The following is a 16,815-nucleotide window of genomic DNA, read 5'->3' on the forward strand; positions in this document are numbered from 1 at the left end:
CATATCCTGAAACGATATCTTTCGGCGGAGCGGTCGCCTGCATTCCTGCTGTCCGTCGCAGCGGTCGCGTTATTGTTCTTTTTTCTGGCCTGGGGCGGGATTGCACTCACCCGCTATCATGCCCGGGTCGCAGCCTTGTGGCTTCCCAACGCTATCCTGCTGGCGGCTATGCTGCGGAGAAAAGGGCCGACGCGCTTCGATTATCTGGTGACATGTTTTTCGGCGAACGTGGTCGCTTCTTTGATCACATCGAGCCACTGGCATGTCGCCATTCTGCTGAGCATGACAAACATGCTGGAAGTTATGCTTGTCTGCGGTACGGTGCGGTGGCTCGGCATCAGTCAGCCAAGAATGCATAAACTGGATGATCTTGGCAAGTTGATTGGCGTTTCGGTACTTGCTTCGTTTGTTTCCGCTACTTGCGCGGCGCTTGTCCTTCACTCGGTTCGAGACGGAGGGTCTTATCAGATATGGTTGTCCTGGCTCGCTGCGGACGGTTTAGGATTATTGCTGGGAACGCCGATTGCCCTTGTTACGATTGATGCCTGGCGGCGCAGGCGTAAACCGACATCTGAAGAAGTGACTCAGGGGCTGATGCTGATCGGCGGAACCTTGGTCGTCAGCCTGACAGTGTTTCTGCAACCCCATTTCCCGTTACTCTTCATTGCTTCTTCGATGGTTGTCCTTGCCGCGTTTCGCAGTGGCATTACCGGAACTGCTCTGGCGGTCACGATCCTGTCCGCAGTGGCGGCTGTTGCGACCATGTTCGATATGGGACCGCTGGTACTTATAAAAGGGGACTTGCAGCGCCTGATAATCCTTCAGATTTTTCTGGCGACGAGTTTTCTTACCGGGTTGCCGGTAGCCGCGGCGCTTGCCGGCAAGGCCGCTATGCGGCGTCAGTTGCGGGAGAGCCGGGATTTTGCTCAGTCTATTCTGAGCAATATGCGGGAGGTTGTTTTTCGCACGGATTCCGTCGGGAGATGGATTTTCCTGAATCCGGCCTGGTCCGCCATGACAGGGTATTCGATCGAGCATAGCCTTGGCCACCAGACTACCGAATTACTTCACATGGACGATTTCCGAGCCGCGAAAAAGATTTATCCGAAAATCGTATCCGGAGAAATTTCCGAGTGTCTGCTGGAACAATGTTTTAAAAATGCCACCGGAGAATGGCGATATATTGAGACAAGCATCAAGCGTCTTGTCGATGATGACGGTCATTTCGCCGGAACCACAGGCAATATCCGCGATGTCACCGACCAGCGACTGGCGAAAGAGGCGTTGCAGGATAGCGAGCGCCGCTATCAGGCGCTGACCAACCTGGCTCCCGCGGGAATCTTTCGAACGGATGCCCACGGTGCCTGCACCTTCGTCAATCCGGCATGGCTGCATCAGTGCGGGCTCCAACAAGAAGAGGCATTGGGCCAAGGCTGGGCGACGGCGTTACACCCGGAAGACAGGGACAGGGTCTTGTCGGAATGGGTAGAGGCAGTTGCAGAATGCCGATCTTATCAGGGCGAATTTCGCTGGATTCGGTCGGGTGGGGAATGCATCTGGGTCGATGCGATTGCTGAACCGGAACTCGATTCCAGCGGGCGGCTGGTTGGTTTTACCGGCGTCACCATGGACATGACCCGGCGCAAGCAGATGACAATGGAACTGGAAGAGGCTCGCCTTTGCGCGGAAGCGGCGACGCGTGCGAAGTCTGAATTTCTGGCGAATATGAGCCATGAAATCCGCACCCCGATGAACGGCGTTATCGGTTTCGCCGATTTGCTGGTCGCAGCGGATCTGGATGAGCGTCAGCATCGCTACGCCACGATGATCGCCGATTCGGGACGGTCGATGATGGAGTTGCTCAACGACATTCTGGATATGTCGAAGATCGAAGCCGGTCAGATGGTCATCGCCGAAGATCGTGTCGATCTGAAGAAAAAACTGCAGTCGTGCATCGAACTGATGGAGCCACAGGCGAAGCAGAAAGATCTGGCGCTGGTGCTTCGCATCGATCCGTCTTTGCCGAGCCATATCAAGGGTGATCCGCTGCGTATTCGGCAGATTGTCCAGAATCTGCTTGGCAATGCCGTCAAGTTCACGGATCTGGGCGAAGTGCGCATCAATGTCCGTGGTGTCGAGACCGATGGCGTCATGAGACTGCGTATCGATGTGAGCGACACCGGTATCGGTATCGCTCCCGAGCGGATTGAAGCGATTTTTCAGCAATTTGCGCAAGCCGATACGTCAACCGCACGACGCTATGGCGGGACCGGCCTGGGGCTGACGATCAGCAACCGTCTCGCCCGGTTAATGGATGGCGAACTGACGGTCGTCAGTCGCGAAGGAGAGGGGTCGACGTTCACACTGACGCTTCCGCTGCGACCGGCTGACGCGTTGGCGATGGATGAAGCTGATAAGGATGCGCTGGATCGTCCGGATGTTTCAGCGAAAACCGCACGCATTCTGGTGGCGGAAGACCATGACATCAATCAGGCACTGATCCTGGCGATGTGCGAGCGGGCAGGGCTGGATGCGGATATCGCGGAAAATGGCAGGCAGGCGATCCGCATGGTCCGGCGGGCGGCCTATATCGGCAAACCCTATGCGCTGGTGTTGATGGACATGCAGATGCCCGATGTCGACGGGATCGAGGCGACCCGGCAGTTACGCAAGACCGGCTTTGATGCAGAGCGGCTGCCGATTGTCGCGCTGACGGCCAATGCGTTTCCTGAGGATGTCGAACGCTGTCTGAAGGCGGGGATGCAGGCCCATCTGACCAAGCCGATTGCGTTTGATCGCCTGTTGTCCACCGTATCGCGCTGGGTGCGTCAGCAACAGCCTGACGCCGCAGAGCAAAGTCGGGTTCAGGGCGGTATCGAGGCATTACGAGCCAGCTTCGTTGAGCGTAAAAAGATTGCGTTTGACCGTATCGATGCAGCATTGCGCGCGGAGCGTTTGCAACAGGCGGATATCCGCGAAATCTGCGAATTACTGCATAAGCTGGCCGGGACTGCCGGATTTTTCGGAGAGGGGGAGCTTGGCGAACGGGCAAGCGTGCTGGAACATGCTTTGCTGAAGCAGGGTGATGCCGAATGGAAAGCAACGCTGGTCGAGGGGGTTGGCAAATTGGGGTTGGCCGCATAAAGAGCATCTCGCTCGATACTGTCCTCAGCAGTTTGACCGCTTTTTGCGCGATCCGGGTTTTTCAGGGGGTGTGTGCGTAATCCGACCGGTATGGCCTGGCGCCATGCCGTCCTGTTCCTGTGACTGGGAGAGTATGTTTGGCACGTATCGTACTGATCGACGATGATCCGATGATTCATGACCTTGTCGGGCTTTCGCTGGACCAAAAGCATAGTGTGAAGGCTGTTGCGGAAGGGGAGGATGCCATTGAGGCTATCCATACCGTGCAACCCGATCTCATCATTCTCGACTGCGCGTTGCCCGACCTGCCGGGGAACGTCATTCTTTCTGATATTCGCGGGTCTGAACTGTTGAAAACCATTCCCGTCCTGGTGCTGACCGCCCGGCGCAGCGAATGGCATCGCCGCGCCATGCTCGATCTTGGTGCCGACGATTATATTTCCAAACCCTTCGATCCCGCGGAATTCGCCGGACGCGTGGACGCACTGCTGCAAAAAGGCAGTGCCGGAACGTCCGGCACCATGTGATCGGTTTTAGGCTGCCGCGCGCCGCCGCTCGGCCATTTCCGCATTCAGCATTTCCGCCAGCAGGAACGCCAGTTCCAGACTCTGCCCGGCATTCAGGCGGGGATCGCAATGGGTGTGATAGCGGTCCGTGAGTGCCTGTTCGGTGACATCGACCGCGCCGCCGGTGCATTCAGTGACGTTCTGACCCGTCATTTCGGCGTGGATGCCGCCTGCGAAGCTTCCTTCGGCCCGATGGACGGCGAAGAATGATCGGACCTCGGCAAGGATACGATCGAACGGACGCGTCTTGATGCCGGCAGCGGTCTTGATGACGTTGCCGTGCATGGGATCGCAACTCCACACCACCGGATGCCCTTCGCGCTGCACCGCGCGGATCAGGGACGGCAGATGTTTCTCCACCTGATCGTGCCCGAAGCGGGTGATGAGGGTCATGCGGCCCGGCGTGCGGTTCGGATTGAGCGTATCGAGCAGCCGGATCAGCACATCGGGTTCGAGGCTCGGTCCGCATTTCAGGCCCAGCGGATTGCCGATGCCGCGCAGGAATTCGACATGCGCCGATCCCTCAAAGCGCGTGCGGTCGCCGATCCACACCATATGCGCTGAGGTGTCGTACCAGTCGCCGGTCAGTGAATCCTGCCGCGTCAGTGCCTGCTCATACGGGAGCAGCAACGCCTCATGGCTGGTATAGAATTGCGTTGCCTGAAGCTGGGGGACGCTGTCCGCGTCGATGCCGCAGGCTTCCATGAACTCCAGCGCCTCACCGATCCGGTCGGCCATCTCGCCATATTTCTTGGTCCACGGGCTGCGTCCCATGAAGTCGTGGGTCCAGCGATGAACCTGATGCAGGTTGGCATAGCCGCCATTGGCAAAGGCGCGCAGCAGGTTGAGCGTCGCCGCCGATTGCGAATAGGCACGGATCATCCGCTCCGGATCGGGCGCACGCCCTTCGGCGGTGAAAGCGATGTCATTGACGATATCGCCACGATAGCTGGGCAATTCCACATCGCCCTGCTTTTCCATGGCCGCAGAGCGGGGCTTGGCGAATTGTCCCGCCATGCGTCCGACCTTCACCGTCGGCAGCTTGGAGGCGAAGGTCAGCACCACCGCCATTTGCAGGATCACGCGAAACGTGTCGCGGATATTGTTGGGGTGAAATTCCGCGAAGGATTCCGCGCAATCGCCCCCCTGCAACAGGAATGCTTTGCCCGCCGCCACCTGTGCCAGATCGGCGGTCAGGTTGCGTGCTTCACCCGCGAAAACCAGTGGTGGGAAGCTGCCGAGCTGAGCGGTCGCGCGGGTGAGGGCGTCAGCATCGGGATAGTCGGGAAGTTGCCGTGCTTCGGCCTGTGTCCAGCTATCGGGGGTCCAGGCGGCCATGTTCTTCTCCAGATTGCGGATATCGAGATACCAGTCCGCGTGATGCGCGATACCGTTCGCCGCGATCTGATTGACCACGGCGGCATGGGCACGCTTGCCATCTTCTTCCCAGCCCTGAACGGTGCTGCCCGGCGTATCGAACCATGCGCCGAACGCCGCGCGAGAAAGTCGGCGTTCTTCGCGGAAGCGTCTGATCTTCGATCCTGCGAGTGTTGTCATACGCGCCCCTTACCCGATCAGGGTAAGGACTTGCAACCCTATTTGGGTAAATCACCGCAATCGCACTATTCGATCAGTATCCCCGACCCAGATCGACGACATTTTCAAGTGTTCGACCGTTCAGAAAAGCATCGAGATTCCTGAGGAAAAGCGCGGCACCGTTCTGGTACATGGTGGACTGGCTGCGGCCCGACAGATGCATCGTCATGATGACGTTATGCGCCGACCACAGCTTGTCCATTTCGGGCAGGGGTTCAGGCGTCACCGTATCGAGAAAGGCACCGCCGATGCGATATTTGTTAAGCGCAGTCACCAGCGCGTTCTGATCGACGAGCGACCCGCGCGCCACATTGACCAGCCAGGCCGTCGGCTTCATCGCCGTGAGTTCGTCCTCACCAATGATGGTTTCGGTTTCCGGTGTGGCGGGGGCCGACAGGATTACCCAGTCGAATTCCGGAAGCCGTTCCCGCCACTGGTCGGGCGTCAAGGTTCCGTCCCGGCCGGAACGGGTTACCCCGGTAACATCCACCCCGAAAACACGCAGTCTTTCAGCGATCAGCCGCCCGATCGTACCGTACCCGATGACCAGCGCGCTGCTGCCCGTAAGTTCCATCGTCCCCGGCGGCTTGGTGGTCCATTCATGCCCGTCCGCCAGCCGCACCACCTCGTCGAAGCGCTTGGCGGCAACCAATATGCCCATGACGGCATATTCCGCTATTGCCGAAGAATTGAAGCCCGTGCCGTTGGTCAGTACGGTTCCGCGTTGCTGCAACAGGTCGGTATCGAACGCGTCGATGCCGGCGCGAATGGTGAACAGCCATTGCAGCTTCTCACCCATCGCAGCGACTTCTCGCGTACTGCTGACGCGCTGAAGGTCGAGCCAGCCGATATCGGCATCACCGACATGTGCTTCGGCTTCTTCCCGGTTCTGAAACCAGACAATGTCCAGACCGTCGGGCAGCTTATCCTCGATCAGCGGACGGGCGAGCGCGGGCAACAAGGCTTTCATGGCGTCATCGCTGCCACGAACCGTGCCCGGTTGCAAATGCAGTTCGGTTAATTCGTCAGGCTATGGCGTCAGCTCAGCGCCGGTTTCCAGTCCCAGCCGAGCGAATCGCCGTCCATCACCTCGACCCCCGACGCGGACAGTTCGTCGCGGATCGCGTCGGACCGGGCGAAATCCTTTGCCGCCCGTGCCTCCTTGCGTTCGGTCAGGCGGGTTTCGATCTGCTCTGCGGTCAGGACGGCATCAACGGGCCGGACGCGCAGATCGCTACGATCAAGCGTGCCCAGGTTCAGACCCAGCACTGCGTCGAATTCGCCGAGCGTCGCCAGTCGATCGGCGGGCGACAGTTTCTTGTCGGCCAGCATGGTGTCGAGCACCGGCAATGCACGCGGCGTGTTGAGATCGTCCGAAACCGCTTCGTCGAGCTGGTCGCGATAATGCTCCGCGACCTGTCCCTCACCATCCGCGCGTGCCTTCAACTGACTGACGGTCATCACCAGCCGCTTCAGCCGGGTCAGGGCCGCCGCCAGATTGTCGGTGCTGAATTCCAGTTCGCTGCGATACTGCGCCGACAGGCACATCAGGCGATAGGCAAGCGGATGTACGCCCGCGTCGATCAGCGATTGCAGCGTCGTGAACCCGCCCTTCGACTTCGACATCTTGCCGCTTCGATCGACGAGGAAATTATTGTGCATCCAGAAATGCGCGCCGGTGAAGCCCTTCGGCATATTCGCGCATCCGCACACCGACTCTTCATAGGCCTGATTCTGCGCGATTTCGTTGGGGTGATGAATCTCGCGATGATCGATGCCGCCCGTATGGATATCGAACGGCAGGCCCAGATATTTGGCGCTCATCACCGAGCATTCGAGGTGCCAGCCGGGCGCGCCCTTGCCCCAGGGGCTGTCCCATTCCATCTGGCGCTGTTCGCCGGGGGAGGATTTGCGCCAGATCGCGAAGTCCTGCGGATGGCGCTTTCCTGCCACCGGGTCGATCCGCCCTTCGGCAGCGTCGTCGGCAGTCCCTGCCAGACGGCCATAATCGGGCACGGTGGTGCTGTCGAAATACAGGCCGCTATCGAGTTCATAGCAATGTTCGGGCGCGATCTGCTTCGCAAAGTCGATCATTTCGGCGATGTGATCGGTCGCCACGGACCAGCGCGACGGTTCGCGGATATTGAGGTCGCGGATATTTTGTTTGAACGCCGCAGTGTAATGGGCGGCAATATCCCAGATGCTTTGCTGTTTCGCGCGTGCGGCGGCTTCCATCTTGTCGTCACCGGCATCGGCGTCGGACGTCAGATGCCCGACATCGGTGATGTTGATGACATGGGTGAGAGCGTAGCCCTTCCAGCTCAGCACGCGGCTCAGCGTGTCGGTAAAGACATAGGCACGCAGATTGCCGAGATGTGCGTAATTATAGACGGTCGGCCCGCAGGAATAGACGCGGACGCCCTTTTGCGCGTCGAGCGGCTCGAAGCGCTCAAGGCTGCGGGTGAGGCTGTTATAGAATGTAAGCGGTGCGCCATGCATGGCCGCGGCCTTTAGCGTGAAGCCGGGCGCGCAGGCAATGCGATAAAGGAAAAACGGGTCGCCCCCGGTTGGGACCGACCCGTTTCCCTGCTCACCCTGTCAAGCGATCAGAAGCGGAAGCGCAGGCCGACACGGCCTCCGCCGCCTTCCATATTGCCGCCATTGGCATACTGGCCTTCGATAAAGCCGCTGACGCCGGTCGCCTTGCCGATATTCACGCCCAGCGTGCCTTCGCCATAATCGCGAATTGCCGGGTTGGTATAGGTCAGCGTCTGGCCGCCGCTGGTGAAGGAGACCTTGTCCATGCCATCGAATTCATGGACATAGTTACCGCCGACATACAGCGTTGCCTTCGTCCCCATCATGTCGAACACGCTGCCGGCGCGTGCGCCCAGCTTACCGCGCAGGCCGTCATCGGGGGCGAAGTTCACGTCGACATTGCCCGACGAGAAATTGTCCAGGTCGGTATGGACATAGGACAGGGTCGCCACCGGCTCGACGAAAATCTTATCCGATCCGAAGCGGGCACCGATTTCACCGCGTGCGCCGTATGAGTCGCCGTCGAGATTCTGGCTGATATAGCCTGCCGGGTTGATCATGTTCGCCCAGTAATGGTCATATTTGCCCAGCACGTTGGCGAACAGGTTGCCGGTCGAATAGCTGGCGTACAGGCCGACATTGGCCGCATTAACCTTCAACCGGTCGGCTGAATTACGCGAATTCAGTTCGGAGAAGGTGTAGCCGCCAGTGATGCCTGCGCTGAACCCGCCACGCTGATTCACGCCGCCTGCGAAGTCGAAACCAAGCTGACCGCCGAAGAAGCTCTGGTTATAGCTGGTATCGACGTTCCGGGTCTGGCCGAAAGCGGTATAGGCATTGTCCTGATCGACGCTGTTGACCGATCCGCGAAGCTGACCCCAGACGCGTCCGCTGGACTGACCGCCGCCATAGGCCCAGTTGGCGTCACGACGTGCGCGCATCTGCGCCGACCATGCATCCGCCGAATTGAGCCAGATGCTGCGCAGCCCTTCGGCATAGCCAAGCGTATTATAGGCTGCGTCGCTCGGGCTGCCGACCAGATTATAGTCGCCCGAGGTGGGGTCATAGGCAACATCGTACCGGACCAGACCCTGTGTCTGGCTGTCGGGTGCGATAGTGAATGCGGTGGACGAAGATCCAGTGCCGCCGGTCGCCAGCGTCGTTCCCGAGGTGAAGGTAGCACCACCGATCGGGTTTACTGCGATTTCGGTGGAGCCGGTCGCAGCGCCACCTACCAGCAGCATGTCGGACGTGTTGCTGGTAGTGTTGACGTCAAGGCCCAGCATCGCGTCGCCGCTGCCGGTATAATTACCCGGCACGGTCAGTGTGTCGCCAGCGCTGTTGTTGCGCAGATCGATCGTGCCGGAGTTGTTGAGCTGTTCAAGTCCGGTCAGTGTCGCATCGCCTGCGCGCGACATGATTGTGCCGGAGTTGTTCAGCGTATCCATGCCTGCCCCGAAATCGGGGTCGGAGGTCAGGTTGAACGTGCCGGAGTTGTTCAGCGTATCGTCGCCACCGGTCAGGGTGAAGTCGGCGTTCAGCGTGCCGCTGTTGTTGATCGTCGCCGGGCCGCCGTTGAACACCAGATTGCTGCCGTTTGCGGCCGTGCCCAGCGTACCTGCATTGTTGAAGGTGCTGCCGTCGGTCGAATTAAACACGATCAGGTCGCCATTGCCGCTGACCGATCCGTTCTTGGCCAGCGTCACCGTCGCGGTATTACCCGTGACGTTGACAGCTTCCGTGCCATCCGATGCCGAGCTAACCGCTCCGTTCAAAGTCGCCGAACCATTGTTGCTGGCGTTGACGACAACGGCGCGCGCGCCGTCGCCGGTGGCGCTGACATTGTTCACTGTGGCGGAAGCATCGCCATTCGTGCCGATGGCGGTCACTGCATCGCCGGAGCCGCCAAACTCGCCATATCCCGTGGTCGTCACATTGCCGGTTGTCGTTACATTAGCAGAAGCCCCGCTGGCATAAATCGCCTCGCGGGAGGTCGGCACGTCGTCGGCAAGCGCGGCAACAGTGCTGACATTATCAGCGTTGACCGTCACTGCGCCACTGTCGGAGAGCGCATAAATTCCATAGCCGCCGCGACCGTCGGCAAGTACATCGCCTGTGGTGTTTACAGAGACATCACCGGTATCCGAAGTCGCATAAACGGCTCCAGATGCCTGACCGCTCGATGTGACGCTGCCGCCATTGACCATAACGTCGCCGCCGGTTGAACTGGCATCCACACCTGTCGCTAGCGACCCTGTCGTGGTGACGTTGCCGAAAGATACGTCCGTTCCGCCAGCACCGGATGTGGCACGGATGCCGTCCGACCCGAAACCATCCGCGCTTACATCTTGGGCATTGACCGTCGCCGCACCATTGCCGGCGGTAGCCAGAATGCCGTCCGAACTGTCGCCGCTGGTTGATACCGGGCCGCTGGCACTTACCATTACGTCACCAGTACCGCTATTGGCGCTGATTCCTGGGGCATTACCGCCTGTTGTCGTCACGCCGCCGGTCGAAACCGAGACATTGCCATCCGCTGCGTTCGCATAGACCCCCGAAGCTCCAAGTCCGGCAGTAGAAACGTCTCCAGAGTTGATCGTCAGGTTTCCGGCGCCGCTTGCGGTCGCATAAATGCCGGTAGAGTTAGGAAGGAAGAAAAAATTACTTCCGGCGGTACCGGTTGTAGTCACCTTCCCGACATTGACCATGACATCGCTGTCCGTTCCGCCCTGGGCGCGAACGCCCTGCGAGTAATCACCTGACGTTGTGACGTTACCAAGCGTCAAATCAAGGGCGCCACCGGTACTGGCAACGTCAACACCATTCGAATTATTGCCGCTGGTGCTAACGTTGGGAGATCCGGTTACGGTAATGTCATCCGTTCCGCGGATATAAATGCCGGGCGTGTTATCGCTTGTCGTGGTGATGTCGCCGGAGATATCCTGATTAACGGGGGTATTTACGCCGGTAATCACGACCGGATTGTCCTGCGCGAATGCGGGGGAAGCGCCGATCATCAATGTTGCGGCTGCTACTGCGCCAAACGCTGCCCCGCTTTTAAGATGCGCCGAAAAATGGCGTGCGCGAACCCCTGCCTCCGACATATTGTCGGAAGCGCGACCATGATTGTTGCTCAAGGATATTCTCCCACTCTTATTACTGGAAACGCCTCATCGCGTTTCTGGCGGCTCAACGTCCGAGGGGTGGTGAATGGTTCCGTGAATCCAACCAGTTGGCCGAAAAATCGGGAAAAAAATCAATACGCTTGCGGTACGAAAAGCCTTTTTCTAAGATCGTTTCGTAAGCAGACTAATCTGGTATCAAGCATAAAATACCATCAGTGCCACGGATAGTGTCACGCCATGGCAGGGCGCTGGGCCACCAGATCGATCAGCGCCGACATGCCGTGATGTCCGGCGCCCTCGCTGATCTCACGATCATATGATTCGAGATGTTCGATAGACCAGTCGCCGAAATGGTGGCGCAGCAGTTCCTCGGTATAGAGATTTTCGAGCTGTTTCGGGCCGCCGGTGGCATAGTCCAGTTGTTTCGGACGATACCCCTCCAGCAGGATCAGGCCACCCGGCCGGGTGGCACGCTTCATGCCTGAAAACATGCGTTTGCGGCCCTCGGGGGCAGTGAACTGGATGAAGATGCCGACCACCGCATCGAACGCGGCGTCGGGATAATCCCATTCGACGACATCTTCGATCCGCAGGTCCAGCGTCACGCCGCGTTCCTGCGCCAGCCGCGCCGCCTTTGCCTGACCGCGTTCGGAAATGTCGACCGATGTGACCCGATGACCCTGTTCCGCCAGCCAGACCCCGTTCCGACCCTCACCATCGGCAATCGCCAGCACTTTCGACCCGGCGGGCAGGCGATGTGCCTGCTGTGTCAGGAAGCGGTTCGGCTGGGTGCCGAATATATATTCATCCGTGTCGAACCTGCTGTTCCAGCGATCGCGACCTTCCATATCGATACTCCAGTTCACCGTGGGCCGTTTTGGGCCCGATTTTCAATGATAACCGTGGGTTCCCACCTTGCCGCGAAACACCCAATAAGCCCAGCCGGTATAGCCCAGAATGACCGGAATGATGATGACGGCACCGACCAGCATGAACAACTGGCTTTGTGCGGGCGCCGCAGCCTGGGCAATGGTGATCGACGGCGGGACGATCTCCGGAAACATGCTGATGCCAAGTCCGATATAGGCAAGCAGGAAGATGCCGAGGACCAGAAAGAACGGTGCGCGGTCACGATGCGTTTTCAGCGCCCAGAAAAACAGGCCGAACCCGATTGCGCTCAGCAACGGAACCTGTGCAGTCAACAATACGCCGGGCATCTTGAACCAGCGCTGCCAGTAATCCTGATGCAGAAAGGGTGTTGCGACACTGACGGCGATAAGCACGAGGAGCGTTGCGATGCCGAGCCGGAACGCCATGCGCCGGGCATGCGCCTGCGCATTGCCTTCGGTCTTGGCGACGAGCCAGGATGCCCCCAATAATGCGTAGCCGATGACCAGCGATATGCCGGTCAGGACACTGAACGGGCTGAGCCAGTCCGACCAGCCGCCGGCATAGGCATTATCGACCACCTTGATCCCTTGCAGGATCGCGCCGAGCATGATGCCCTGCGCCAGCGTGGCGATGAACGAGCCGATGGTGAAGGCGGCGTCCCAGATCGGCCGATGACGCGGATCGCGCCAACGAAACTCGAACGCGACGCCGCGAAAGATCAGTCCCAGCAACATCGCGATCACCAGCGGATAGGTGGCGGGCAGGATGATCGCATAGGCAAGGGGGAATGCCGCCAGCAATCCGCCGCCGCCCATCACCAGCCAGGTTTCATTACCATCCCATACCGGTGCGATCGAGTTCATTGCCTGATCGCGCTCATCCCCGACCGCAAAGCCGGGAAACAGGATGCCGATCCCTAGATCGAAGCCGTCCATGACGACATAGGCGAATACCGCGAAGGCGATAATCATCGCCCAGATGAAGGTCAGATTCAGATCATAGCTCATCGGTTCACTCCGCGGGGATCGGTTCGATGCCTGAGGCGGGCGTGATACCCGCCGCGCGCTGCGGTACGTTGGGCGGTTCCGGCTCATGCCGTTCGGGCGCCCGTTTCATCAGCTTGAGCATGTAATAGACGCCCGCGCCGAAGGTGGCGAAATAGACCAGCATGAATGCCGCCAGTGACGCCGCGACGGCTGGCGTGGCCAGCGGCGAATGCGACTGGGCGGTCAGGAAATGGCCATAGATGGTATAGGGCTGGCGACCCACTTCGGTTGTCACCCAGCCGGCGATCACCGCTACAAAACCGGCTGGTCCCATGACCATTGCCGCACGGTGCAGCCAGGGCGTGCTGTACAGTCGTTTGCGATAGCGTGCGAACAGGCTCCACAGGCCAAGGCCCAGCATCGCGAAGCCCAGCCCCACCATGATCCGGAACGACCAGAATACGATCGGAACCGGCGGCCATTCACTGCGCGGAAAATCGGTCAGGCCGGGCAGGGCGGCGGTCGGGTCATGCTTCAGGATCAGCGACCCGATATGCGGGATTTCGACCTTTGCATGAACCTTCGCATCCTTGTTGCTGGGAAATCCGAACAGCACCAGCGGTGCCCCGTCGGGGCTGGGGCGATAATCGCCCTCCATCGCCAGCACCTTGGCGGGCTGATGCTCCAGCGTGTTCAGGCCGTGCTGGTCGCCTGCAAGAATCTGGATGGGGGCCAGGATAGCGACCATCCACATCGCCATCGAAAACATCTTGCGCACACCAAGATTGGTACGGTCGCGCAACAGATGCCATGCCCCGACGCCGCCGACTGCCAAAGCGGTAGTCAGATAGGCCGCAATCACCGTGTGCACGAGGCGGTAGGGGAAGCTGGGGCTGAAGATGATGTGGAACCAGGAACCCGCGGGCACGAACTGCCCTTGCGCGTTGAGCATGAAACCGCTTGGCGTCTGCATCCAGCTATTCACCGAGATGATCCAGGTCGCCGAAATCAGCGTTCCCAGCGCAACCATGAGGGTTGCGATGAAATGCGCAACCTTGCCTACCTTATTGATGCCGAACAGCATCACGCCCAGAAAACCCGCCTCCAGAAAGAAGGCGGTCAGAACTTCATAGGCGAGCAGCGGCCCGATGATCGGTCCCGCCTTTTCCGAAAAGACCGACCAGTTGGTTCCGAACTGATAGGACATGACGATACCGGAAACCACACCCATGCCGAACACCACGGCAAAGATCTTCATCCAGTACCGATAGAGGTTGGCATAGACGCCCTTGCCGGTTTTCAGCCACAACGCCTCCAGCACCATCAGATAGCTTGCCAGCCCGATGGTGAAGGCAGGAAAGATGAAGTGGAACGACACGGTAAAGGCGAACTGAAACCGTGCCAGCAGGACCGGCAGAATAGTTTCCGACATGATGTTTCCTCAAACTGCGCTGGCGCTTTTCCAGAGCATGTAAATGGCAACGACAAAGATCAGCGTCGCAAAGACGGTGCTGAGCTTGCCCGAACCGGACAGACGACGGGCGATAACGCTTCCGGCGAAACCGCCGAGCACCCCTCCTGCGATGAAAATCCCGGCAAGTGGCCAGTCGACCAGTCCGGAAAAGGCGTAATTGGCGGCGGTCGTAAGGCCGAATGCCGTTACTGCGACCAGACTGGTGCCGACCGCGTTGATCATCGGCATGCGGGTAGAGGCGATCAGGCCGGGGACGATCAGAAACCCGCCGCCGATCCCGAAAAAGCCGGAAAACGCCCCGGTTCCCAGTCCGTAGCTCAGCACTTTCGGAGCGTTTGTACGGTCGCACTCGACACCGGAATTGCCGCTGTTCTTGCGGCCGCGCAGCATCAGAATGCCGACGACGATCATCAGCAGCGCGAAAAGGAACAGTAGCTTCTGCCCGTCAATCGCCTTGCCCAGTGTCGACCCGCCGAGTGCGCCTAGAATACCGGCCGCAGCATACATCCCGCCGCAGCGCCATTTGACGGTGCGCGCACGGGCATGGCTGATCAGTCCGGTTGCCGCATTCGCCGCCACCGCCAGTGCCGAAGTGCCGATGGCCATATGCGGGCTGGGCACGCCGACCAGATAGACCATCAGCGGCACGGCCAGAATCGAGCCGCCTCCGCCGACCAGTCCCAGCGAAAAGCCGACCAGCCCGCCCGACAATGCGCCGAGAAGATATTGGACGGGGTCGAGCATGACGATCAGTCCGCCGCCCGTGCTTCCATGCGCGGTCGCAACGCTTCCAGATCATAGCCCGCGGCCCTGGCCCGTTCGAGCAAATGTCCGACGGGATGTTCGTCGCTCTTTGCCAGCACCCAGAGCGATGCCGAGCGGGTGCCCGTGCGGCAGAAGCACAAAACGGGTTCAGGTAACCCTTTGAGCGTGGACGCAAATTTCTCGACATCATCGTCCGTGATCTGTCCGGAGATAACCGGGACATGCGCAAAGGTCAGGCCGTGCCGCTGCGACGCCTGTTCAATCTGCGCGGCGCTGGGCTGTCCTTCCTCTTCCCCGTCGGGACGATTGCTTACCACGGAGCGATAGCCCTGTCGGGCGGCCGCAGCGACGTCCTCTTCGGAGAGCTGTGCATGGACGGCAACGGACTGGGAGAGCGGCTTCGGGGGCATGAACAGGCCTTTCTCAACATAATGTAGGGTAGGGGATCAGACGGCGTTGATGGGTATCTTGATGTACCGCGTGCCGTTCTCCTCCGGTTCGGGCAGGCGACCGCCGCGCATATTGACCTGCACCGACGGCATCAGCAGCTTCGGCATATCGAGAGTCCGGTCGCGTTCGGTCCGCATGGTTACGAATGCGTCCTCGCTTACGCCGTCATGGGCATGCACATTTTCATCGCGCTCTGCACCGATGGTGGTTTCCCAGACGAATTCGTCGCGCCCATCGGCTTTGTAATCGTGACAGAGGAACAGGCGTGCCTCACGCGGCAGGGAAAGCAATCGACGGATCGAATGGTAGAGTCGGTGCGCGTCGCCGCCCGGAAAATCGGCACGTGCCGTACCAAAGTCCGGCATGAAAATCGTGTCGCCGGGAAAGACCGCGTCACCGATGATATAGGCAAGGTCCGCAGGTGTGTGGCCGGGGACGTGCAGTACGGCAGCGTGAAGATTGCCAATCTCAAAGGTATCGCCGTCATCAAACAGACGATCGAACTGCGAACCGTCGCGTTCGAATTCGGTGCCGGCGTTGAACAGCTTTCCAAAAGTCTGTTGTACGGTGATAATTTCCCGTCCGATGGCGAGCTTGCCGCCCAGTTTTTCCTGAAGATAGGGTGCCGCCGAAAGGTGGTCGGCATGGGCATGCGTTTCCAGCAGCCATTCGATCTTCAGTCCTTCCTGACGGACATAGGCAATGATCTCGTCAGCACTTTCATGCGTAGTACGACCGGAGGCGGCGTCATAGTCCAGCACCGAATCGATGATGGCCGCGTACTGCGTGGCCGGGTCGTGCACGACATGGCTGGCCGTGAAGGTGGCTTCGTCAAAAAAACTTTTCACCACCGGACGAGACAATTCTCCTGCAAGCGCACGCTCAATGAGCGAGGAGGCCTGCTGCAAGGCCGTGTCTTTGGATGATGTCGCTGAAACAGTCATATTCAGCTCCTATATATTACAATTAATGGCTATATATAATTGATTGAAATGTCGTCAAGGCTGAACCAATGCATCGCTATGCAGCTTCAACGAGGCGGCCGTAGATTGGTTTCCGGGAATCCGTCGAGGGCGAGTGACGAAGTTGTGCGAGAAATTCGATATAATTCATTATATTCAGTTATATATAGGGTTTGCACGTCCGTCTATTAGACGCGTGAATCGTGACACGCGACTCTCTGGCGAAGCCATTTGAGAATTTATCGATCACAACAATCGGTGAAATTCGATATACACACTATCGATAACTGATAATATTAGTTCATCGTAAGCGAAAGG

At 59.1% G+C, this 16,815-nt stretch carries 12 protein-coding genes; 2 read left to right on the forward strand and 10 right to left on the reverse strand.

Going from position 1 to position 16,815, the window contains the following annotated elements:
* The first annotated feature begins 72 nt into the window (after window positions 1-72).
* Both FHR23_RS07490 and FHR23_RS07495 read left to right on the forward strand, forming a co-directional pair.
* Window positions 73-3,144 (forward strand): PAS domain S-box protein, encoded by a 3,072-nt coding sequence (locus FHR23_RS07490; RefSeq protein WP_184002504.1) that lies wholly within the window; start codon window positions 73-75, stop codon window positions 3,142-3,144.
* 137 nt (window positions 3,145-3,281) lie between these two features.
* Window positions 3,282-3,671: a response regulator transcription factor gene (locus FHR23_RS07495; protein WP_184002506.1), complete on the forward strand. Its 390-nt coding sequence runs from the start codon at window positions 3,282-3,284 to the stop codon at window positions 3,669-3,671.
* A gap of 6 nt (window positions 3,672-3,677) precedes the next feature.
* Here the strand turns inward: FHR23_RS07495 and FHR23_RS07500 are convergent, their stop codons facing one another.
* The 10 genes from FHR23_RS07500 to FHR23_RS07545 all read right to left on the reverse strand — a co-directional run bounded on the left by FHR23_RS07500 (window position 3,678) and on the right by FHR23_RS07545 (window position 16,479).
* A complete protein-coding gene (locus FHR23_RS07500) occupies window positions 3,678-5,267 on the reverse strand; it encodes a class II 3-deoxy-7-phosphoheptulonate synthase (RefSeq protein WP_425506351.1) in 1,590 nt (529 codons plus the stop codon).
* Between the two features lie 73 nt (window positions 5,268-5,340).
* Window positions 5,341-6,276 carry a D-2-hydroxyacid dehydrogenase gene (locus FHR23_RS07505; protein WP_184002508.1) on the reverse strand — a complete coding sequence of 312 codons (936 nt, stop codon included), beginning with the start codon at window positions 6,274-6,276 and terminating at the stop codon, window positions 5,341-5,343.
* Between the two features lie 68 nt (window positions 6,277-6,344).
* The gene (cysS, locus tag FHR23_RS07510) at window positions 6,345-7,805 is read right to left on the reverse strand and encodes a cysteine--tRNA ligase (RefSeq protein WP_184002510.1); all 1,461 of its coding nucleotides are present in this window, start codon (window positions 7,803-7,805) and stop codon (window positions 6,345-6,347) included.
* Window positions 7,806-7,912: 107 nt separating this feature from the next.
* A complete protein-coding gene (locus FHR23_RS07515) occupies window positions 7,913-10,981 on the reverse strand; it encodes an autotransporter outer membrane beta-barrel domain-containing protein (protein WP_184002512.1) in 3,069 nt (1,022 codons plus the stop codon).
* Between the two features lie 218 nt (window positions 10,982-11,199).
* Complete coding sequence (locus FHR23_RS07520) at window positions 11,200-11,835, reverse strand: SAM-dependent methyltransferase (protein ID WP_343043056.1); 636 nt, start codon at window positions 11,833-11,835, stop codon at window positions 11,200-11,202.
* Between the two features lie 24 nt (window positions 11,836-11,859).
* Window positions 11,860-12,867, reverse strand: coding sequence for a cytochrome d ubiquinol oxidase subunit II (gene cydB / locus FHR23_RS07525; RefSeq protein ID WP_184002514.1), 1,008 nt, complete (start codon window positions 12,865-12,867; stop codon window positions 11,860-11,862).
* A gap of 4 nt (window positions 12,868-12,871) precedes the next feature.
* Window positions 12,872-14,278 (reverse strand): cytochrome ubiquinol oxidase subunit I, encoded by a 1,407-nt coding sequence (locus FHR23_RS07530; protein WP_184002516.1) that lies wholly within the window; start codon window positions 14,276-14,278, stop codon window positions 12,872-12,874.
* 9 nt (window positions 14,279-14,287) lie between these two features.
* Window positions 14,288-15,064, reverse strand: a complete 777-nt coding sequence (locus FHR23_RS07535) for a sulfite exporter TauE/SafE family protein (protein ID WP_184002518.1) — start codon at window positions 15,062-15,064, stop codon at window positions 14,288-14,290.
* A 5-nt stretch (window positions 15,065-15,069) separates the two neighbouring features.
* On the reverse strand, window positions 15,070-15,495 hold the full coding sequence (locus FHR23_RS07540; protein ID WP_184002520.1) for a protein tyrosine phosphatase family protein: 426 nt from the start codon (window positions 15,493-15,495) through the stop codon (window positions 15,070-15,072).
* A gap of 36 nt (window positions 15,496-15,531) precedes the next feature.
* Window positions 15,532-16,479: an MBL fold metallo-hydrolase gene (locus tag FHR23_RS07545; RefSeq protein ID WP_184002522.1), complete on the reverse strand. Its 948-nt coding sequence runs from the start codon at window positions 16,477-16,479 to the stop codon at window positions 15,532-15,534.
* Window positions 16,480-16,815 lie beyond the last annotated feature (336 nt).

Origin of the sequence: Stakelama sediminis (genome assembly GCF_014199335.1) — a bacterium.
In the GTDB taxonomy this organism is placed as follows: Bacteria; Pseudomonadota; Alphaproteobacteria; order Sphingomonadales; family Sphingomonadaceae; genus Sphingomonas; species Sphingomonas sediminis.